Origin of the sequence: Delftia deserti (assembly GCF_042653485.1) — a bacterium.
Taxonomy (GTDB): domain Bacteria; phylum Pseudomonadota; class Gammaproteobacteria; order Burkholderiales; family Burkholderiaceae_C; genus Comamonas; species Comamonas acidovorans.
Window position 1 is genome coordinate 1,676,110 of sequence record NZ_JBHSIH010000001.1, and the last position, 20,271, is coordinate 1,696,380.

The following is a 20,271-nucleotide window of genomic DNA, read 5'->3' on the forward strand; positions in this document are numbered from 1 at the left end:
TCAATGGCGGGTGCCCTGCTGGATGCGGCGGCGCAGCCAGTGGGAGACGAGATCGGCGGCGATCACCATCACCGTGATGACCACGATGCAGGTGGCCGTCTCCTGGTAGCGGAACAGCTTGAGGCTGCCGACCAGCTCGAACCCCAGCCCGCCCGCGCCCACCATGCCCAGCACCGTGGCCGAGCGCAGGTTGACCTCGAAGCGGTAGAGCACGACCGCGATCCAGGCCGTGATGGCCTGCGGTATCACGCCGAAGACGATGAGCTGCAGTTGCGTGGCGCCTGCGCTGCGCAGGGCCTGCAGCGGGCCGTCGTCGATCTCTTCGATGCTCTCGGCGAAGAACTTGCCCAGCATGCCCATGCCGTGCAGCGCCAGGGCCAGCACGCCGGGGAATGGACCCAGGCCCACGGCCGAGACGAAGACCAGCGCCAGGATCAGTTCGTTGATGCTGCGCACCACGTTCAGGAACTGCCGCGTGATGCGCCGCAGCCAGTGCCAGCCATGCAGGTTGCTGGCCGCGATGAAGGACAGCGGCAGCGCCAGCACCACGGACAGCAGCGTGCCCCAGATGGCGATCTGCACCGTCTCCAGCGCGGGCGCCATCAGGCGCGGCAGCATGCTCCAGTCCGGCGGCACGGAGCGCGCCACGAAGTCTGCGATCTGGGGCATGCCTGCCGCCAGTTCGCCCCAGCTCATCTGCGCGCCGCCCGCGCTCCAGTGCAGCACCCAGGCGATGGCCAGGGCCGCAGCCGCATAGCCGGTCCAGCCCAGGGCACCATGGGGGCGCGGCGCGGTCCATTGCCAGCGGTCGCGCGGCTCGGGGCTCCAGGAATTGGCGCTGGTCATCACAGTCCTCCTGCGGGCGCGCTGGCCCGCATCCACGAGGCAGGCACCGGCGCCTGCGCATGCAGGCCGGCAGGCCCTATGGCCGCCGTGCCCGGAGGTGTGTCCGGCTCTGCGCCCTGCCCTGCGCCTTGCCCTGCAGTGGGCTGCGCATGGTAGATGGCCTGCAGCGCGGCCTCGTCCAGCGCCTGCGGCGATCCGTCAAAGACCATGCGGCCCTGGGCCAGGCCCAGCACACGGTCGCCGAACTCCCGCGCGTAGTCCACCTGGTGCAGGTTGCAGACCACGGCAATGCCCAGCTCGCGCGTGGCATCGCGCAGGTACTGCAGCACGCTGCGCGCGGTCTTGGGGTCCAGGCTGGCCACGGGCTCGTCGGCCAGGATGACCTGGGGCTGCTGGGCCAGCGCGCGGGCAATGCCCACGCGCTGCATCTGCCCGCCCGACAGCGCCTCGGTGCGCTCCAGCGCCTTGTGGGCCAGGCCCACGCGCTCCAGGCACTGGTCGGCCAGGCGGATATCGCTTTCGCGGAACAGCTGCAGCACCGAGGCCAGGGTGCCGGTCTGGCCCAGGCGCCCGGTCAGCACGTTCTTGCGCACCGACAGGCGCGGCACCAGATTGTGGTGCTGGAAGACCATGGCCACGCGGCGAGCCAGCTCGCGCCGGCTGTGCCTGCCGCCGCCCGGCATCAGGTCCATGCCGCCCACCTCCAGCGTGCCGCTGTCGGCGCGGGCCAGGCCGTTCATGCAGCGCAGCAGCGTGGACTTGCCGGCCCCCGACAGGCCCAGCATGACGACGAACTCGCCGGGCTGCACATCCAGGTCGATGCCATGCAGCACATGGTTGCTGCCATAGCTCTTGCGCAATTGGCGGATGCGGATCATTTCATGCTCCCGAGGTCGAGCTTGAGCGCCTTGGCCGTCTGGCGTACGACGTCGTAGGCCTTGTCATCCGTGGCCGCGAAGCCGTCGAGCACGCCCTGGTCGCCCCAGGGCAGGTCCTTGACCTCGGCCAGGGCCGCAGCCACCTTCTGCTTGGTGCCGGCGTCCAGGTTCTTGCGCCAGGTCATGGGCGACTCGGGGATGGGCTGGGAGCGCCAGACGATCTGGAAGTCCTCGCGCTTGACCAGGCCCTTGCTCACGGCCGAGTCGAAGATGCGGTCGGCCACGGCCGCCGCATCCACCTTGCCGTTGGCCACGGCCATGATGCTGGCGTCGTGCGAGCCCGAGAAGATCACGCGCGAAAAGCCCTTGTCCGCATCGAAGCCCTCGGCCATCAACCCGGCCTTGGGAAACAGGTGGCCCGACGCCGAGGTCGGGTCCACAAAGGCAAAGCTGCGGCCCTTGAGATCGACCACGCTGGCCGGGCCCTTGTCCTTGCGGGAGATCACCATGCTGTGGTACGCGCTCTTGCCCGTCTTCTTGGTCACGGCCACGGCAAAGGCCTCGGCGCCTGCCACCTGGCTGGCCAGCACGTACGAGAACGGGCCGAGGAAGGCGATGTCGATCTTGTTGGAGCGCAGCGCCTCGATCACGCCGTTGTAGTCATTGGCCACGAAGGGCCGCACCTTCATGCCGGTGCGGGTGGCCAGCTGGTCCATGACCTGCTGGCTGGCGCGGATCATGGCCTGCGCGTCCTCCGAGGGGATCAGGCCCACGCGCAGCTCGGCGGGCTGGGCAAAGGCGGCAGTGGTAGCAGTGGCGGCGGTGGCGGCCAGGGCCAGCACGGCGCCGGCATGGCGCAGCCAGGTCTTGCGGTTCATCTTCATGGGAGCGTTCCTTTGCATCAGGTCAGGCACATCGGCAGATCGGTGGATCCGTGAATCGCCGGCCAAATCGCCAGGCGGGTGGGGATGGCTGAATGCTAGGAGCGACATATTTCTGCCATGTGAAAGTTTCAGAATCGGTTTTGACAGCATCCATAGACAAAACCTTGAGATACCGACTTTCGTGAGCAACGCCCGCTACCGCGCCTTCATCGCCGTCGCCCACCATGGCAGCCTCAGCGCCGCCGCCCGCGCACTGGGCGTGAGCCAGCCCACCATCTCCACCCAGATCGCCACGCTGGAGCGCCAAAGCCAGATCGAGCTGTTCCACCGCCGCGGCTACCGCATGACGCTCACGGGCGCAGGCGCCAGACTGTTGCCCATGGCGCAGAAAATCATGGCGCTGGAGGCCGAGGCCGAGTTCTTCCTGCGCGACTCGGGGCAGCTGCACCAGGGCGAGCTCAAGATCGGCGCCGTGGGGCCCTTCCATGTGATCGAAATGGTGGCCGCCTACCGCGCACGGCACCCGGGCATGCAGCTGTCCATCCGCATGGGCAACTCGCAGCAGGTGCTGGCCGACCTGGAACGCTACGACACCGACGTGGCCGTGCTCGCCGGCCTCTACGACCGCCCGGAGCTGCTGGCACGCGAGTACGCGCGCCACGCCATCGTGCTGTTCGCCCATGTCGCCCATCCCTTTGCGCGGCGCAGCGAAATCGCGCTGTCCGAACTGCAGGGCCAGCCTTTGCTGCTGCGCGAGCACGGCTCGACCACGCGCACCGCGCTGGAATCGGTGCTGCAGGCCGCCGGGGTGCAGCCGCGCACCGAGCTGGAGATCGGCAGCCGCGAAGCCATACGCGAAGCCGTGGCGCGCGGCCTGGGACTGGGCGCCGTGTCCGAAGCCGAATTCATCCCCGACCCGCGCTTTCGCCCGCTGCGCATCGCGGGCGACCCGGCCAGCACCACCACCTATGTCTATTGCATGCGCGAGCGCAGCGACAGCCTGCTGGTGAGGTCGTTTCTGGAAGCGGTTTGAGGGCCGCGCCAGGCCACCTCACCCCGCCTCAGCCCTCCACCCTGATTCCGCGTGCCTGGATCAGCCGGGCCCACTTTGCCCGTTCATCGCGCATGAAGGCGTCAAAGCGCTGCGGCGTCCCCCCTCCATCCTCTGCGCCGAACTCTTCGAGCTTGGCCACCACTTCGGGCATGGCCAGGATGCGGTTGACGTCCGCATTGATGCGGGCCACCAGATCGGCGGGCATTCTTGCGGGGCCCACCAGGCCGAACCAGATGCTCGCGTTGAACCCGGAATAGCCCTGCTCCGCCACGGTGGGAATCTCCGCGAAGGCCTTGGCGCGCTTCACACCCGTCTGAGCCATGGCATGGACTTTTCCTCCCTTGATGAAGGGCGCCGCCGTGGTCATCCCCTCGAACGCGTAGTCGATCTGGCCGCCCAGCAGATCCGTCATCACGTTCGACGCGCCCTTGTACGGGATATGGAGCGCGGACACCGCCGCAGTCTGCTCGAACAGTGCCAGCGCAAGGTGCTGGGCCGACCCCGTGCCCGAGGAGCCGAAGCTGACCTCCCCCGGCCTTTGCTTCAATGCAGCCAGCAGGCCCTGCATGGTGGCGGAAGCCTTGGGGCTGGCAACCAGGACCTGCGGGGTCTGGCCCACAAGGGCGATGGCGGAGAAGTCCCGCTCCGGCGAGAAGCCGAGCCTGGGGTTGAGCGCAGGGGCAATGCCCAGCGCATTGATGTGGCCCATCATCAGCGTCTGCCCATCGGGCGCGGCCCTGGCGGCCTCGGCGGCGGCAATCAGCCCCGCCGCCCCTGGCCGGTTCTCGACGATGACGGGAATGGCCCACAGCTGGTTGAGCCGGTTGGCGATGATCCGCGCCAGGATGTCCGTGCCGCCGCCTGCCGAGAAGCCGACGAGGATTTTGACCGGGCCCGCTGGCGGCCTGGCCTGTGCAAAGCCCGGATGGGCATGCAGGGCGGCGGCTGCGGCGACCGAGGTCAGGAACTGTCTGCGTTGCATGGCTTGTCTCCTTGGATGATGGGCTGGCGGCGGTCTTACGCCACCGAGGTCCAGCGGCCGAACCGGGACACCTGCGCCTCGTCGAAATTGAAGCCGAGCCCCGGCGTCTGGTGCAGCACGACACGGCCCTTTTCCTGCGCCAGCTGGCGGTCCAGCAGGCGGCGGAAGTTCAGCACCTGGTCATCCCAGAAGAACTCGACATAGCGCGCATTGGGGGTCGCGGCCACCAGCGGCGCGTGTACATCGTGGAACCAGTGCGGACACATCTGCAGCCCATAGCCCGCCGCCATGGCGGCGATGCGCTTCCACTCGGTAATGCCCCCGCAGACAGCAGCGTCGGTCTGCAGGATGGATGCGGCGCCCATGTCGAGCAGATGCTTGTGGTACCAGCGGCCATAGCCGATTTCCGCGGTGGCCACGGGAATGCGGGTGAGCTTTGCCAGGCGGGCGTGGCTTTCGACATCGTCGGGGCTGAACGGCTCCTCGATGAAATAGGGGTCGTATGCCTCCATGCGGCGCAGGTATTGCATGGCCTGCACGGTGTCCACCCAGCCGTTGTTGCAGTCCAGCATGAGCTCCACGTCAGGGCCGATGGCCTCGCGCGCCGCCTTCACGCGCGACTCCTCGCCCTGGGGCGACCAGCGGCCGGTCTTCATCTTCACGGCCTGAAAGCCCAGCTCGACATAGCCGGCCATCTCCTCTCCGACATGGCCGGCGGTCTTGCCGTCCACGTAGTAGCCGCCGCTGGCATAGGCGGGCACCGTGTCCAGTTCCACCGCGCCCAGGTACTTGTGCAAAGGCAGCTGGGCGGTGCGGGCATTGAGATCCCACAGCGCAATGTCGAGTGCGCTCAGTGCGCGCATCACGGTGCCCATGCGGCCTTGCAGCAGCGCCTCCTGGTACATCTCCTTCCACAGCCCTTCGACGGCCAGGGAATCGCGGCCCAGCAGCACAGGACCGAGCAGCTGCTCGACCGCGACGCGGAACAGCTCGCCCGCCGCATTGCCGACATAGCAAAAGCCGATGCCTTCGACGCCGTCGCTGCTGCGGACCTTGACCAGCCCGTAGTGGCGGTCGACCACGGTGCGGTTCGACAGATAGGTGACCTTATCCAGCGGCACGCGGGCAACGCAGACTTCAATGGATTCGATGAGGGGCATGTGCTCTCCTGACATGGTTTGGAAGCGGGAACGAGCGAACTTTGCGCTTCAGGAGATCCGCAACAAAGATGGTGTCCCATGGTTCAGATGACGCAAAATGCGTCGCATGGATTCGCGCTTTCTCCAGAGCTTCATTGCCGTCGTGGACTGCGGCTCGATGGCCGACGCCGCGCGCAGGCTGGACCTGCCGCCCACCACCGTGGCCCAGCAGATGCGTGCGCTGGAGGCCGACGTGGGCTGTGCACTGCTCACGCGGGTGGGCCGGACGGTGCGGCCCACCGTCGTTGGCGCCCGGATCGTGGAGCATGCGCGGGAGGTGCTCAAATCCGTGGAGAACCTGAGATCGTCCGCCTCGGCCACCGAGCTTCCCGCCGGCCCATTGAGGCTGGGGGCAACGCCCACGGCGCTGATGGGCCTGGTGCCCCCGCTGCTGCGCCGGTGGATGAGCGCCCATCCGGCCGTGCGCGTCTACATCGAACCCGGCACCTCCTCACTGCTGCTGGACCAGGTGCAGGCCGGCCATCTGGATGCGGCCATCCTTGTGCACCCCGCCTTCGCCATGCCCAAGACCTGCGAATGGCGGCTGATGCGCAGCGAGGCGCTGATTCTTCTCGCGCCCCGGGACATGAAGGTGCGCGATCCGCTGCTCACGGCCGCACGCGAGCCCTTCATCCAGTACGACCGCAAGGTGGTGGCGGGAAAAATGGCGGATGAATACCTGCGGGGCCACGGCATCAAGCCGAAGGTCCGCTTCGAGCTGGACGGCATCGAGCAGATCGCACAGCTGGTTGCGGAAGGCTTCGGTGTCTCCATCCTGCCCGACTGGCCCGTGCTGGGACCGCCGGATGCCAGAACGCGCCGATGGCCGCTGCCCCCTCCGAGCCCGTCCCGCGAAGTGGGCATGGTGTGGCTGCGATCGTCGGTGCGCTCCCCGCTGGCGGCCGCCTTGTCCGAGCTGATCGATTCCCGCTAGCGAACCATGCCCTGACCTGTGCCTGGCACGCAGGCTCTCAGAACAGGCTGCGTTGCGGCAGCAAAAGCGACGGGTGGTAGAGGCTGCAATCGAGCCGCAGAGGCTCGCGGTTGAATCCATGCCGACGGCAGGCCAGGGCGAAGCGCTGGCGCAGCAGCTCGGCCCAGTGGCCCGTGCCCTTCATGCGCTGGCCGAACTCGGCGTTGTAGACGCGACCGGCCTCGCGCTGCTCGCCCTGGATGCCGTGCAGGTCGCGCACACGCTCCATCACGCGGCGGGCGCGGTCGGGGTAGTGCACCTGCAGCCATTGCTCGAACAGCGGCGCCACTTCCCAGGGCAGGCGCAGCACGGCGTAGAAGGCGTGGCGCGCGCCTGCGTCGGCGGCCGCCTCCAGCACCTTCTCCAGGTCTTCGTTGATGAAGGGAATCTGCGGTGCCAGGCTCACGCCCACGGGCACGCCCGCCTCGGTCAGCGCGCGGATGCTGCGCAGCCGGCGGTGCGGCGCGGCGGCGCGCGGCTCCAGGTGGCGTGCCAGGTCTGCGTCCAGCGTGGTCAGCGTGATATGCACCGAGGCCAGGCCCTGGCGCGCCAGCGGGGCCAGCAGGTCCAGGTCACGCTCCACCCCGCTGCCCTTGGTGACAATGGAAAACGGGTGGCGCGCCTCGGCCAGCACCTCGATCAGGCGGCGCGTCAGCCCCAGCTCGCGCTCCACGGGCTGGTAGCAGTCGGTGACCGAGCCCAGCATCACGGGCGCGGCCACATGGCTGGCGCGCGACAGCTCGGCACGCAACAGCTCGGGCAGGTTCTGCTTGGCGATGAGCCGGGTCTCGAAGTCCAGCCCCGGCGACCAGCCCAGGTAGCTGTGCGTGGGCCGGGCATAGCAATAGATGCAGCCGTGCTCGCAGCCCCGGTAGGGATTGAGCCCCATGTGAAACGGCAGGTCGGGCGACTGGTGGCGGCTCAGCGCCGAGCGGGCCTGCTCCCAGCGCAGTTCGGTGCGCAGGGGGGCGGCTTCCTCGCCTTCGGCCGGCGCCTCAAGGCTGCCCCAGCCGTCATCGAAGGCCTCGCGCGGGTCGGTGGTGAAGCGGTGCGCCAGTTGGCTGGCTGCGCCCCGGCCCTTGAGGGCGTGCAGGGGCACCTGGGCCGTATGGCGGGGCGTGGAAGGACTGAGAGGCATGAATTAACTGTATATAAATACAGCATAAACAACAAGCGCTCCCGGCATGCTTGCCGTTGCGAAATGGGTTTTTCCAGATTGGCAAGTACCCGCATCAATCCGCACCGCGCCGTGCGGGTTCGCTTGGCAGAACGCACACGGGCCTGCACAATGGCCTTATCGCACCAACTTGGTGCTTTTCTCTTTTCTGAAGATGCCTTGGCCCGGACAACCGCGTTGCCCGGGCTTTTGTCCGTTTGGGCGCCGCTGCCCTTCACTGCAGCCACGGCGCAAGCACACAAGGGAGCCAACACCATGGAGCGCAAGCCCCACATCATTATTTCGTCCCTGGACCTGGAGCGCATCGAGGCCCTGCTGGACAAGCAGCCCGCATTCCCCGGCCGCGACGCGCTTGAAGCCGAGCTGGACCGGGCCGACGTGCTCGAGCCCAAGGAAATGCCGCCCAACGTGGTGACCATGAACTCCACCGTGCGCTTCACGCTGCTGGAGTCGGGCAAGACCAGTACGCTGACCCTGGTCTATCCCAAGGAGATGGATGGCAGCTCCGACAAGGTATCGGTCTTCGCTCCCGTGGGCATTGCCCTGCTGGGCCTGAGCGTGGGCGACCAGTCGCGCATGCCGGGCCCTTCCGGCCAGGTCACCGTGCGTGTGGATGCCATCGATTTCCAGCCGGAAAGCGCGGGCGAGCTGCACCGCTGAACGCCGACCGGCTTGATGCGAAAAAGGCAGCCAACCGGCTGCCTTTGTTGTTTGTGGAGTAACGCGCCTTAGCGCAGGCCCGCCACAAACGCCGCGATCAGGCCTGTGCCCACCAGGCCGGCCTGCCAGCGCAGCGCCATGTGCCAGCTGGGAACGTGGCGTTCCACGCGCTCGTACAGCAGATGGCCGGCCGCAATCGACAGCGCAAAGGCCGTGCACATGCCCAGCAGGGCGGCGGGAACGGACTGTGGCCAGAAATGGCTTTCCACGGCATTGACCAGCAGGCAGACCGAGAAGTGCACGAGAAACACCGAGTAGGAAATCTTGCCCAGCCGGCGCAGCGGCGCCCAGCCTTGCGCCTGGGCGAATGCAGGGCTGCGCATGGCCAAGACCAGGGCCAGCGCCGTGGCACCGGCCAGCGCGATACGGTCGCGCCACTCCAGTGCCAGTGCCGCCACGACCAGGGCCACGATCAGCACCGACCAGCTCCAGGCCGTCGAGGCCTTGTCCGCATGCGCGGCCCAGTAGGCCAGCATGCCCAGGCCGTAGGCGCCAAAGAAGTACGGCGCCCACACATCCCATTGCGCATCCAGATTGAAGCCCAGCAGCGAAGCGGTCACGCCGATCACCACCAGCGCCTGCGCCACGCTCAGCGCCCAGGGCCAGCAGCGTGACAGGGCGTCGCCGCCAAAGCGGCGGCGCAGCAAGGCGCCGCCCCAGCGCGTGCCGGCCAGCAGCAGCGCAGTCAGCGCAAAAAGCTGGAAGTCGATGGACACATACCAGACGCCGGCGGACAGCGACTCCTCGCCCACGATGTTCTGCAGCAGCAGCGCATGCGCCACCAGTTGCCAGAGATCGGGCTCGCCCGACACCGAGGCATGGTCGAACCAGGGCCGCACGGCCGCCGAGACCACGATGGCCACGACCAGGGCCACTGCATAGGGCACGACCAGGCGCACGAAGCGGCGGCCGATGCGCGACCACGGATCGCTGTGCTGCCCGTGGCCTTGGGGCGCCATGCTGGCCGCAGCCAGGTAGCCGCCCAGCACCAGGAAGATCTGCACGGCCATGCGCGCATATTCATAGAGCCAGTCGATGAGGTCCGGCGCGGCCGGATGGGCGATGTCGGACATGGGGCCGTAGAAGGCCAGGTGGTGCCAGACGATGGCGGCACAAGCCAGGCCCTTGGTGCAGTCGATCAGCGCACTGCGGCTAGCGTGGGACATGGGGCAATCTGTGGTCGGTACGGGAGCGGGAAGGCGCAGGGCCCGGGCCGCCTGGCCGCAAGCCCGCAAAGGCGCCATTGTGCGCCTTTTGGGCGCGACTTGCAGAAAGCTGACACATCGCTTCCCAAGCCGCCCGGAGCGTGCCGCGCACGCGCAGGCACAATGCATGCCATGACGCAATCCAAACCTCTTCCGGCGTTGAACCGGCAGTTCGTCTCGCACTTCGGCGAGATGGGCAGCCGCTGGGGCATCAACCGCACGGTAGGCCAGATCTACGCACTGCTGTTCCTTTCGCCCGAGCCGCTCAATGCCGACCAGATCGCCGAGACGCTGGAGTTCTCGCGCTCCAACGTGAGCATGGGGCTCAAGGAATTGCAGGCCTGGCGCCTGGTGCAATTGCGCCACCAGCCCGGCGACCGGCGCGAGTATTTCGAGGCGCCGCAGGATGTCTGGGAAATCTTCCGCCGCCTGGCCGAGGAACGCCGCCGCCGCGAGATCGAGCCCACCCAGTCCATGCTGCGCGCCGCCATGCTGGAGGAAGTCACCACCGAAGAGGAACGCTACGCCCAGCAGCGCATGCGCGACATGTACGAGCTGATCGACCGGCTGATGAACTGGTTCGACGACGTGCAGCGCCTGTCGCCCGAGACCGCCATGCAGCTCATGGGCATGGGCACGGCCGTGACGCGGCTGCTGGATCTGAAGGACCGCATCACGGGCGGCAAGGGCCGCGCCAAGGCGGATGACACCGACGATTGAACCTGGCAAGCCTGCGTACGAAAATGAGCTCCCGAGGGAGCTCATTGTGTTTACAGCAATGCTTCATTGGCGGTAAACGCGTGCAAAAACTGGCGTAGCCCAAAGCGAGGGACACCGAGCAAGGGCCGCCCCCGCAGCGAGGGTGTCGTCCCCCTCCCGAAGAGAGAGGGGGAAGGCGCGAAGCGCCTCAGGGGGAGCTTTATTTCTCCCGGGCCAGGAGTTCGCGGCGCGTGGCCTCGTCGTCCATCAGTTCGTACCACATCGCGTTGAGCACCGCGAAGGCGGCCGCCAGCGGCAGGCCGAGCAACCAGGCGAAATACCACATGGTGTTGTTTCCTTTCTTGACGTTGACTGTCGTTTCTTGATTCGGTGGATCAGTACGAGTGGCCGCGGCCCTCGATGATGGCCATCGGGTCGACCTTGCCGCGCAGCACGCTGTAGACCCAGCTGGTGTAGGCCACGATGAGGGGCACGAAGATCAGCGCGCACACCAGCATGATGAACAGCGTCACATGGCTGGACGAAGAGTCCCAGACCGTGAGGCTGTGCTGCGGGTTCAGCGACGAGGGCAGGATGAACGGGAACATGGACGCCCCCACGCTGGCGATGATGCCCGCAATGCCCAGGCCGCTGGACAGCAGGGCCAGCCACTCGCGGCGCAGCCACAGGCCCAGCGTCGCCAGCAGCGGCATCAGCAGGCCGATGGCCGGCACCGCCCAGAGCACGGGCCGGGCCTGGTAGTTGGCGAACCAGGCGCCCGCCTGCAGCGCAGCCGTCTTGAACAGAGGGTTGGACGGGCCGGTGGTGTTGATCTCGCTGGTGATGCGGTAGCCATTGAGCGCGGCCAGCCACACGCCGGCCGCCGCGAACAGCACCGTGGTGGCGACGGCCGCCGCCATGCCGAAGCGGCGCGCGCGCGCGGCCACATCGCCCTCGGTCTTGAACACCAGCCAGGACGCACCATGCATGAGCAGCATGCACAGCGACACCAGGCCGGCGAGCAGCGCAAACGGGTTGAGCAGGCCGAAGAACGTGCCCTCGTAGTAGATGCGCATGTCGGGCGCCAGGCGGAAGGGCACGCCCTGCAGCACATTGCCCAGGGCCACGCCGAAGATCAGCGCGGGCACCACGCCGGCCATGCACAGCACGGCATCCCAGCGCGCGCGCCAGGCCGGCTCCTCCCGCTTGCTGCGGAACTTGAAGGCCACGGGGCGCAGGATCAGCGCCACCAGGGCCGCGAACATGGCCAGGTAAAAGCCCGAGAACGAGACGGCATACAGCTGTGGCCAGGCCGCGAAGATGGCACCGCCGCCCAGGATGAGCCAGACCTGGTTGCCTTCCCAGACCGGGCCCAGGGCATTGATGACGACGCGGCGCTCCACATCGGTCCTGGCGGCCAGGGGCAGCAGCGCGGCCGCGCCCAGGTCGAACCCGTCGGTGACGGCGAAGGCGATGAGCAGCACGCCCAGCAGGCCCCACCACAGCAGACGCAGGATGTCGTAGCTGATCAGTTCGTGAAGAATCATGGTCTCAATCTCCCCTGGTCATTGCCCGCGGGCGAGTTTTTGCATCAACGGGAAGTAGGTGGTCAGGTGCGGCGCACTTTCCTCCTGCGGTCCCTTGCGGATGGCCTTCACCATGAGCTTCATCTCGATGACGAAGAGCACGGAGTAGATGGCGATGAAGCCGGCAATCGTCAGCAGCAGCGTGCCAGCGCCCAGGTTGGAGACGGCCAGCGCCGTGGGCAGCACGCCTTCGATGATCCAGGGCTGGCGGCCCACCTCGGCCACGATCCAGCCGCATTCGGCCGCGATCCAGGGCATGGGGATGGCGATCACGGCCAGCTTGAGCATCCACGGATGGGCATCCAGCTTGCGCCGTACCGACAGCCAGAAGAAGGCGGCCGTGAGCGCGATGAAGAACATGCCCAGCCCCACCATGATGCGGAAGGCCCAGAACAGCGGCCCCACGGCCGGCACGGTGTCCCAGGCGGCCTGGGCGATCTGCGCGTCCGTGGCCTGGCGCGGGTCGTCCAGGTAGCGCTTGAGCAGCAGCGCGTAGCCCAGTTGCCCGCCCTTGTCCTCGAAGACGGCCTTGGCCTCGGCCGGCACCTGGCCCGTGGGGCCTGCGGCGCGGATGGCCTCCAGTGCGCCATAGGCCTCGATGCCGTTGCGGATGTACTGCTCGGTGCGCTGGACCAGGTCGTTGATGCCGGGGATCTCGGTGGTCAGCGAGCGCGTGCCGATCAGGCCCATGACCCAGGGAATGTGCACGGCATAGTGCGTCTCCCGTGCGGCCTTGTCGGGGAAGCCGAAGGCCGTGAAGGCGGCCGGTGCGGGCTCGGTGTCCCACATGGCCTCGATGGCGGCCAGCTTCATCTTCTGGTGCTCCGAGGACAGGTAGCCGCTTTCATCGCCCAGCACCACCACCGACAGCGCGGCGGCCAGGCCGAACGAGGTGGCCACCGTCATGGAGCGGCGCGCCAGCTGGATGTGCCGGCCCTTGAGCAGATACCAGGCCGAGACGCCCAGCACGAAGAGGGCCGCCGTCACGTAGCCGGCCGAGACCGTGTGCACGAACTTGGCCTGGGCCACGGGGTTGGTCAGCACGGCAAAGAAGTCGGTGACCTCCATGCGCATGGTCTGCGGGTTGAACGCCGCGCCCACGGGGTTTTGCATCCAGCCATTGGCGATCAGGATCCACAGCGCCGAGAAGTTCGAGCCCAGGGCCACGCACCAGGTGGTCACCAGGTGACCCACCTTGCTCAGGCGGTCCCAGCCGAAGAAGAACAGGCCCACGAAGGTGGCTTCGAGGAAGAAGGCCATCAGCCCCTCGATGGCCAGCGGCGCGCCGAAGATGTCGCCCACGTAGTGGCTGTAGTAGCTCCAGTTCATGCCGAACTGGAACTCCATCACGATGCCCGTGGCCACGCCCATGGCGAAGTTGATGCCGAACAACGTGCCCCAGAACTTCGTCATGTCGCGCCAGATGGTGCGGCCCGTCATCACGTAGACGGTCTCCATGATGGCGATGATCACGGCCAGGCCGATGGTCAGCGGCACGAACAGGAAGTGGTAGAGCGCCGTTACCGCGAACTGCAGCCGCGATAGATCGACGATGTCGAGGTCCATGGTGAGATCCTTTCTCTCGGGGGTACTTGGTGAAATCCTTGATCAGCCGTCCTGCCGCAGGCGCGCCAGGGCCGCCTCGAACGGCGGTGTGCCGCGCAGCGCCTCGGACACCACGCGGCCCTGCTCCACCCACAGCAGCCGGTCGGCCAGTTGCGCCTCCCGCAACTTGTGGGTGGCCAGCACCAGGGTGCGGCCCCGGGCCGCACTGTCCAGCCGCGCCAGCAGGTCGGCGGCCGTGCGTGCATCCAGGCCCTCGGTCACTTCGTCCAGCAGCCAGCAGCGCGCGGGGCTCAGCAGCAGCCGCGCCAGCGCCAGGCGCCGTGCCTGGCCGCCGGACAGGCCCAGCCCGCCCTCGCCCAGCCGCGTGTCCAGGCCCTGCGCCATGGCGCGCACATCGCCGGCCAGCCCGGCGACCTCCAGCGCCGCCCACAGCGCGTCCTCGGCGGCCTCGGGGCAAGCCAGCAAAAGGTTGTCGCGCAGGCTGTCCTCGAACAGTTCGGTGCGCTGCGTCATCCAGGTGCAGCGCCGGGCACGCACGGCGCCGGCCAGCGGCTGGAGCTCGCCGGCCATCAGGGACAGCAGCGTGGTCTTGCCCGCGCCGCTGGCGCCCAGCAGGGCGACACGCTCGCCTTCGGCAATGCGCAGGTCCTGCGGCAGCGCTGCGGCACGCGGCGCCACGACGTGTTCCAGTTCAAACGCCTGCCCCTGCCGGGGTGCAGCGGGTTCGGGCATGGCTTGCGCAGCGCCATCGCGCAGAGCAGGAGCCAGCCGACGTGCGGCCAGCCAGCTGCGGCCGGCCTCCAGCGCGCCACGGCGCAATGCGGCAAAGGGTTCCATGGCCGTCAGCGCCAGCAGCAGGGCCAGCGCGGCCACGGGGGCACCCAGCAGGCCGGCCTCGGCCAGCCAGCCCACGCCCAGCAGCACACCGGCCAGGGCCAGGGCGCCGCACAGGCCTTGCACGAAGGAGGTTCGGGCCTCCAGGCCGTGGAGCGCGGCGTCGGCCTCGGCCACGCGGGCGTCCAGGGCGGCAATGCGTTCGCAATGCGCGGCCAGGGTGCCGGCCATGGCCAGCTCTGCCTGCCCGGCCACCAGGTCGGCCGTGCGGGCGCGCAGGGACTCCAGCGCCAGCGCACGGCGCACGGCGGGCCGGCGCGCGCCGCGCGCCAGCCACAGGGCGCTGCCCAGGCCCGTGGCCAGCAGCCACAGGGCCAGTGCCAGGCCCAGCCACCAGCGCATCAGGCCCAGTGCCAGGGCGGCCATCAGCGTAGCACCCGTGGCGGCCAGCAAGGGCACGAACAGGCGCAGGTACAGGCTGTCCAGCGCATCCACGTCGGCCGTCAGCCGCTGCAGCAGGCGCGCGGGCCGCAGGCGCAGGCTCAGAGCAGCGGCGGGAGTAGCCCAGCTGCGCAGCAGCCGCTCGCGCAGGGCGGCCAGCACGGCCAGGGTGGCGTCATGGGTGACCAGCCGTTCGGCATAGCGCGTGCCCGTGCGGCCCAGGGCCAGCAGGCGGATACCCGCCGAAGGCATGAACACATCGAAGACGATGGCCGTGGCCGGCAGCAGCCCGGCCAGCGCCGTGGCCGTGATGAACCAGCCCGACAGGCCCAGCAGCGCCATGCCCATGAGCACCGTGAGCAGGGCCAGCAGCGCGCCACCCAGCCACAGGCGGCGGGGCGCCATGCGCGCCAGGGCAGCAAGCACGGGCCAGAGGGTGGAGCGGGGCTTCATGCGGCCAGCTCCTCTGGGACGGCAGGGCCCGCCAGTTCCACCACGCGGTGCATGGCTGCGGCCAGTTCGGCATCGTGGGTGGCGACGATCAGCGTGCGCCCGCGTGCCAGCTGCAGCAGGGCATCGGTGACCTGGGCGGCCGTGGCCGGGTCCAGGTGGGCCGTGGGTTCATCGACCAGCAGCAGGCCTGCATCGCGCGACAAGGCCAGGCGCGCCAGTGCCAGGCGCACGATCTCCCCACCAGAAAGTCCGGCTCCGCCCTCGCCCAGCGTGGCGCCGGGCCGGGTCTCGGCCAGCTTGCCCAGCCCGGCCAGCCGCAGGGCCTGGCGCAGCTCGCCGAAGGTGAATCCCGGGCGGCCCAGCCGGAGGTTTTCGGCCACCGAGCCGGCGAACACATGGGGGCTCTGCCCCATCCAGGCCATGCGCGCGCGCAGCCGACCGGCCGATTCGCCGTCGAGCAGCTGGCCGTCGATATGGATGCGCCCAGGCTCGGCCACCGGCAGCAGGCCGGCAATCTGCGCCAGCAGCAGCGACTTGCCGCTGCCGCTGGGGCTCCACAGCGCCACATGCTCGCCAGGCCGCACGTCCACCGTGAGCGCCGGCAGCGTGACCGCGCCGCCTGGCGCCTGGGGCCGCACCTGCTCCAGGTGCAGGGCGCAGGCCTGGCCGGCAGCCCTGCCGGGCGCACTCAGCGCGCCGGGCAGCGGCTGCGCATCGCGGCCCAGCTCGCCCAGGGCCTGCAGCGCGGCCTCGCCGCTGGCGCGGTCGTGCCAGACGGCAGACAGCTCACGCAGGGGATCGAAGAAGCTGGGCGCCAGCAGCAGCACGAACAGCGCCTGGCCCAGGCTCAGTGTCTGGCCCCAGCTGCCAAAGGGCAGATGGCCCAGCAGGTGAAAGCCCACGTACACGGCCACCATGGCCACGCCCAGGGCCGAGAACAGCTCCAGCACCGCAGAGGACAGAAAGGCGATGCGCAGCACGCGCATGCTGCGTTCGCGCAGGGATTCTGCATTGGCGCGCAGCCGCTGCGCCGTGGCATCCACCGCGCCCAGGGCGCGCAGGGTGGACAGGCCGCGCAGCCGGTCGAGCAGGAAGGCGTTCATGCCGCCCAGCTCCAGCATCTGCGCCTGGCTGGCCGCCTTGGCGCGCCAGCCGACGATGGCCATGAACAGCGGGATCAGCGGCGCGGCCACCACCAGGATCAGCGCCGCCACCCAGCTCTGGCTGGCCACGGCCAGCGCAATCACCAGCGGCACGGTGCGCACGCGCCACATGGCGGTCTGGTAGCGCGACAGCCAGGGCACGATGGCCTCGGCCTGCTCGGCCATGGCGCTGGCTGCCTGGCCCGAGGCCGCGCGCTGGCGGTCCAGCGGCGAGGTGCCCGCCAGCGTGCGCAGCACCTGCATTCGCAGCGCGCTCACCAGGCTGCGCGCCTGCAGATTGGCGCGGCGCGTGCCGCTGGCATCGCACCAGGCGCGCAGCCCGCCCAGCAGCGCCACGCCGGCCGCAAGCAGCCAGAGCGGCCACAGCGGCTCCCTGCCCGCGCCATCGGCCATGGACTGCACGGCCAGCGCCAACAGCGCCGCCTGGGGCAGCCACAGCAGCGAGGCCAGCACCAGGCGCCCCGTACCCGCCATCGGACGACGCGCCAGCTGGTGGAACTCAGGCAATGACGGGGTACAAGGTTTGTTCATTTATTCTGTAATTTCAGTATTTACTGAAATTACGCAAACAATTCTAAACAAACTTGCTCCAGGCAAGTCGCTCGTGGGGGGAAGCCGAGTGAAGCAGTCAAGCGTGCGCAAGGGGGTTTGCGCAAACAACTTCCAGAACCGGACCCGCACAGCGTGGGTAATACCCAAAGAAAACGGCGCCCGAGGGCGCCGTCTGGCGGGGTAGGAGAAGAGCCCGTCCTGGGCTCCCCTGCCTTACGGGGTGGACAGCAGGCGGTCGCGCGCCTGGTTGTATTCGCGCTTGAGACGCTCTACCAGCTCGCCCGCACCCGTGACTTCGCGGATGGCGCCGATGCCCTGGCCGCAGCCCCAGATGTCCTTCCAGGCCTTCTTGGCGTCGCCGCCGAAGTTCATCTTGCTGGGGTCCGACTCGGGCAGGTTGTCGGGGTCCAGGCCTGCCGCACGGATGGACGGCGCCAGGTAGTTGCCATGCACGCCCGTGAACAGGTTGCTGTAGACGATGTCATCGGAGGTGCCGTCCACGATGGCCTGCTTGTAGGCGTCGTGCGCACGCGCCTCATGCGTGGCGATGAAGGCCGAGCCGATATAGGCGAAGTCCGCACCCATGGCCTGGGCCGCAAGGATCGCACCGCCCGAGGCGATGGAACCCGACAGCGCCACGGGGCCGTCGAACCATTCGCGGATCTCCTGGATCAGCGCGAACGGGCTCTTGACGCCCGCATGGCCGCCCGCGCCCGCCGCCACGGCGATCAGGCCATCGGCCCCCTTGTCGATGGCCTTGTGCGCGAACTTGTTGTTGATGATGTCGTGCAGCACCACGCCGCCCCAGCTGTGCACGGCCTGGTTCACGTCCTCGCGCGCGCCCAGGCTGGTGATGACGATGGGCACCTTGTACTTGGCGCACATCTGCATGTCGTGCTCGAGCCGGTCATTGCTCTTGTGCACGATCTGGTTGATGGCGAACGGCGCCGAGGGCCGGTCCGGATGGGCCTTGTCCCAGGCAGCCAGGGTCTCGGTGATCTCGGCCAGCCAGTCTTCGAGCTGCTCGGCCGGGCGCGCGTTGAGCGCGGGCATGGAGCCCACGATGCCGGCCTGGCACTGGGCGATCACGAGCTTGGGGTTGCTGATGATGAACAGCGGCGAGCCGATCACTGGCAGGGCCAGTTTCTTCAGCGCCGGGGGAAGCTTGGACATGCGTTGTCTCCGTTGGTTCTCGGTGTCTCTGTCTGCGTTGTGCCGTGCGGGAGCGCCGGGTCAGAAGGCGTCCATGGGCAGCGCCATCACGCTGTCGCCGCCGTGCACGATGGCATCGCGCAGGCCCGCCGCCTTGACGAGGATGTGCTCGGCATAGAAGCGTGCCGTCGCAATCTTCGCGCGCATGAAGGCCTCGTCCTGTCCCTTGTGCAACAGCTGCTCGGCCGCCAGCAGGGCGCGGCCCATCTGCCAGCCTGCGACGAGGTTGCCGGCCAGCATCAGGTAGGGAACGCTGCCGGCGTACACGGCATTGGGCTCGGCCCTGGCCTGGCCCGAGACGAAGTGCACCGCCTCCACGAAGGCCTGGCGCGCGGCGGCCAGCTGGCGGGCCACGGCCAGTGCCTCGGGCGTGCCGCTGGCGGCCAGCTCGGCCTCGGTCTTCTCGATCTGGCCCGCGATGGCCAGCGCCGTCTGGCCGCCGTCACGAGCGGTCTTGCGGCCCACGAGGTCATTGGCCTGGATGGCGGTCGTGCCTTCGTAGATGGTCAGGATCTTGGCGTCGCGGTAGTACTGGGCAGCGCCCGTCTCCTCGATGAAGCCCATGCCGCCGTGCACCTGCACGCCCAGGCTGGTGACTTCCAGGCTCATCTCGGTGCTGTAGCCCTTGACCAGGGGCACCATGAATTCATAGAAGGCCGCATTGGCCTCGCGCACCTGGGCGTCGGCATGGTGGTGGGACGCATCGTAGGCGGCAGCGGCCGTGGCCGCCATGGCGCGGCAGCCCTCGGTGTAGGCACGCATGGTCATGAGCATGCGGCGCACATCGGGGTGGTGGATGATGGTGGCGCTGGCCTTCACGCTGCCGTCCACGGGTCGGCTTTGCACGCGCTCGCGGGCATAGGCCACGGCGTGCTGGTAGGAGCGCTCGGCCACGGCAATGCCCTGCACGCCCACGGCGTAGCGGGCCGCGTTCATCATGATGAACATGTATTCGAGGCCGCGGTTCTCCTCGCCCACCAGATAGCCGACGGCGCCACCGTTGTCGCCGTACTGCAGCACGGCCGTGGGCGAGGCCTTGATGCCCATCTTGTGCTCGATGCTCACGCAGTGCACATCGTTGCGCGCGCCCAGCGAGCCATCCTTGTTGACCAGGAACTTGGGCACGACGAACAGGCTGATGCCCTTGACGCCCTCGGGCGCCCCGGCCACGCGGGCCAGCACCAGATGGACGATGTTCTCGGCCATGTCGTGCTCGCCATAGGTGATGAAGATCTTGGTGCCGAAGACCTTGTAGCTGCCATCGGGCTGCGGGTCGGCCTTGGTGCGCACCAGGGCCAGGTCGGAGCCGGCCTGGGGCTCGGTCAGGTTCATGGTGCCGGTCCACTCGCCGGTCACCAGCTTTTCGAGATAGGTGGCCTTGAGCTCATCGCTGCCGGCCGTGAGCAGGGCCTCGATGGCGCCGTCGGTCAGCAGCGGGCACAGCGCAAAGCTCAGGTTGGCGCTGTTGAGCATTTCCACGCAGGCCGCGCCAATCGTCTTGGGCAGGCCCTGGCCGCCAAAGTCCTGCGGATGCTGCAGGCCCTGCCAGCCGCCTTCGGCGTACTGGCGAAAGGCCTGCTTGAAGCCCGCCGTGGTGGTAACCACGCCGTCCTTGAGGCTGGAAGGCGCCACGTCGCCCGGCAGGTTCAGCGGTGCCACCACGCCCTCGCACAGCTTGGCGCATTCCTCCAGCACGGCCTGGGCCGTCTCCAGGCCGGCCTCCTCGAAACCGGGCAACTGCGCCACCTGGTCGATCTGCGCCAGATGCTCCATGGCGAACAGCATGTCTTTGAGGGGAGCCGAGTAAGTCATTGTTGAACCTTCCTGAACAGAGCCTGGACCGCCGG

The 20,271-nt window shown here is 68.5% G+C and carries 18 protein-coding genes; 4 read left to right on the plus strand and 14 right to left on the minus strand.

Annotation, left to right across the window (positions count from 1 at the left end; translation table 11 throughout):
- Genes phnE through phnD form a run of 3 tightly spaced genes read right to left on the minus strand, consistent with a single transcriptional unit; the run spans position 1 to position 2,608 of the window.
- Positions 1-846, minus strand: coding sequence for a phosphonate ABC transporter, permease protein PhnE (gene phnE, locus ACFPFG_RS08065; RefSeq protein ID WP_013803443.1), 846 nt, complete (start codon positions 844-846; stop codon positions 1-3).
- Positions 846-1,724 carry a phosphonate ABC transporter ATP-binding protein gene (phnC, locus tag ACFPFG_RS08070; RefSeq protein WP_380105948.1) on the minus strand — a complete coding sequence of 293 codons (879 nt, stop codon included), beginning with the start codon at positions 1,722-1,724 and terminating at the stop codon, positions 846-848. The genes phnE and phnC overlap by 1 nt, the downstream gene beginning before the upstream one ends.
- Positions 1,721-2,608, minus strand: coding sequence for a phosphonate ABC transporter substrate-binding protein (phnD, locus tag ACFPFG_RS08075; protein WP_183021021.1), 888 nt, complete (start codon positions 2,606-2,608; stop codon positions 1,721-1,723). The genes phnC and phnD overlap by 4 nt, the downstream gene beginning before the upstream one ends.
- Before the next feature lie 181 nt (positions 2,609-2,789).
- Here phnD and ACFPFG_RS08080 point away from each other — a divergent pair, with 181 nt between their 5' ends.
- Complete coding sequence (locus ACFPFG_RS08080; RefSeq protein ID WP_013803446.1) at positions 2,790-3,641, plus strand: LysR substrate-binding domain-containing protein; 852 nt, start codon at positions 2,790-2,792, stop codon at positions 3,639-3,641.
- Between the two features lie 28 nt (positions 3,642-3,669).
- On the opposite strand, the gene ACFPFG_RS08085 is transcribed toward ACFPFG_RS08080, so the two are convergent.
- Together ACFPFG_RS08085 and ACFPFG_RS08090 are read right to left on the minus strand one after the other, a co-directional pair.
- Positions 3,670-4,644, minus strand: a complete 975-nt coding sequence (locus ACFPFG_RS08085; protein ID WP_380105950.1) for a Bug family tripartite tricarboxylate transporter substrate binding protein — start codon at positions 4,642-4,644, stop codon at positions 3,670-3,672.
- A gap of 35 nt (positions 4,645-4,679) precedes the next feature.
- The gene (locus tag ACFPFG_RS08090) at positions 4,680-5,804 is read right to left on the minus strand and encodes a mandelate racemase/muconate lactonizing enzyme family protein (RefSeq protein ID WP_065347633.1); all 1,125 of its coding nucleotides are present in this window, start codon (positions 5,802-5,804) and stop codon (positions 4,680-4,682) included.
- Positions 5,805-5,910: 106 nt separating this feature from the next.
- On the opposite strand from ACFPFG_RS08090, the gene ACFPFG_RS08095 reads away from it, so the two are divergent.
- On the plus strand, positions 5,911-6,777 hold the full coding sequence (locus ACFPFG_RS08095) for a LysR family transcriptional regulator (RefSeq protein ID WP_380105952.1): 867 nt from the start codon (positions 5,911-5,913) through the stop codon (positions 6,775-6,777).
- A 37-nt stretch (positions 6,778-6,814) separates the two neighbouring features.
- On the opposite strand, the gene ACFPFG_RS08100 is transcribed toward ACFPFG_RS08095, so the two are convergent.
- On the minus strand, positions 6,815-7,954 hold the full coding sequence (locus tag ACFPFG_RS08100; RefSeq protein ID WP_183021018.1) for a PA0069 family radical SAM protein: 1,140 nt from the start codon (positions 7,952-7,954) through the stop codon (positions 6,815-6,817).
- Positions 7,955-8,248: 294 nt separating this feature from the next.
- Here ACFPFG_RS08100 and rnk point away from each other — a divergent pair, with 294 nt between their 5' ends.
- On the plus strand, positions 8,249-8,653 hold the full coding sequence (gene rnk / locus ACFPFG_RS08105; protein WP_183021017.1) for a nucleoside diphosphate kinase regulator: 405 nt from the start codon (positions 8,249-8,251) through the stop codon (positions 8,651-8,653).
- A gap of 68 nt (positions 8,654-8,721) precedes the next feature.
- On the opposite strand, the gene ACFPFG_RS08110 is transcribed toward rnk, so the two are convergent.
- Entirely contained in the window at positions 8,722-9,879 is a 1,158-nt protein-coding gene (locus ACFPFG_RS08110; RefSeq protein WP_380105955.1) for an acyltransferase family protein, read from the minus strand.
- Positions 9,880-10,041: 162 nt separating this feature from the next.
- On the opposite strand from ACFPFG_RS08110, the gene ACFPFG_RS08115 reads away from it, so the two are divergent.
- On the plus strand, positions 10,042-10,638 hold the full coding sequence (locus tag ACFPFG_RS08115; RefSeq protein WP_012204320.1) for a GbsR/MarR family transcriptional regulator: 597 nt from the start codon (positions 10,042-10,044) through the stop codon (positions 10,636-10,638).
- 199 nt (positions 10,639-10,837) lie between these two features.
- Here ACFPFG_RS08115 and cydX read toward each other — a convergent pair whose 3' ends face one another.
- The 7 genes from cydX to ACFPFG_RS08150 all read right to left on the minus strand — a co-directional run bounded on the left by cydX (position 10,838) and on the right by ACFPFG_RS08150 (position 20,236).
- The gene (cydX, locus tag ACFPFG_RS08120; protein ID WP_012204319.1) at positions 10,838-10,963 is read right to left on the minus strand and encodes a cytochrome bd-I oxidase subunit CydX; all 126 of its coding nucleotides are present in this window, start codon (positions 10,961-10,963) and stop codon (positions 10,838-10,840) included.
- 49 nt (positions 10,964-11,012) lie between these two features.
- Positions 11,013-12,164, minus strand: coding sequence for a cytochrome d ubiquinol oxidase subunit II (gene cydB, locus ACFPFG_RS08125; protein ID WP_374618685.1), 1,152 nt, complete (start codon positions 12,162-12,164; stop codon positions 11,013-11,015).
- Between the two features lie 18 nt (positions 12,165-12,182).
- The gene (locus ACFPFG_RS08130; RefSeq protein WP_380105958.1) at positions 12,183-13,769 is read right to left on the minus strand and encodes a cytochrome ubiquinol oxidase subunit I; all 1,587 of its coding nucleotides are present in this window, start codon (positions 13,767-13,769) and stop codon (positions 12,183-12,185) included.
- A 42-nt stretch (positions 13,770-13,811) separates the two neighbouring features.
- Positions 13,812-15,497, minus strand: a complete 1,686-nt coding sequence (locus tag ACFPFG_RS08135) for an amino acid ABC transporter ATP-binding/permease protein (RefSeq protein WP_312375612.1) — start codon at positions 15,495-15,497, stop codon at positions 13,812-13,814.
- Positions 15,494-17,134 (minus strand): thiol reductant ABC exporter subunit CydD, encoded by a 1,641-nt coding sequence (gene cydD, locus ACFPFG_RS08140; protein ID WP_312375831.1) that lies wholly within the window; start codon positions 17,132-17,134, stop codon positions 15,494-15,496. The genes ACFPFG_RS08135 and cydD overlap by 4 nt, the downstream gene beginning before the upstream one ends.
- A gap of 291 nt (positions 17,135-17,425) precedes the next feature.
- On the minus strand, positions 17,426-18,385 hold the full coding sequence (locus ACFPFG_RS08145; RefSeq protein WP_197956975.1) for an NAD(P)H-dependent flavin oxidoreductase: 960 nt from the start codon (positions 18,383-18,385) through the stop codon (positions 17,426-17,428).
- 60 nt (positions 18,386-18,445) lie between these two features.
- The gene (locus ACFPFG_RS08150; protein WP_197956976.1) at positions 18,446-20,236 is read right to left on the minus strand and encodes an acyl-CoA dehydrogenase; all 1,791 of its coding nucleotides are present in this window, start codon (positions 20,234-20,236) and stop codon (positions 18,446-18,448) included.
- Between the last annotated feature and the right edge of the window lie 35 nt (positions 20,237-20,271).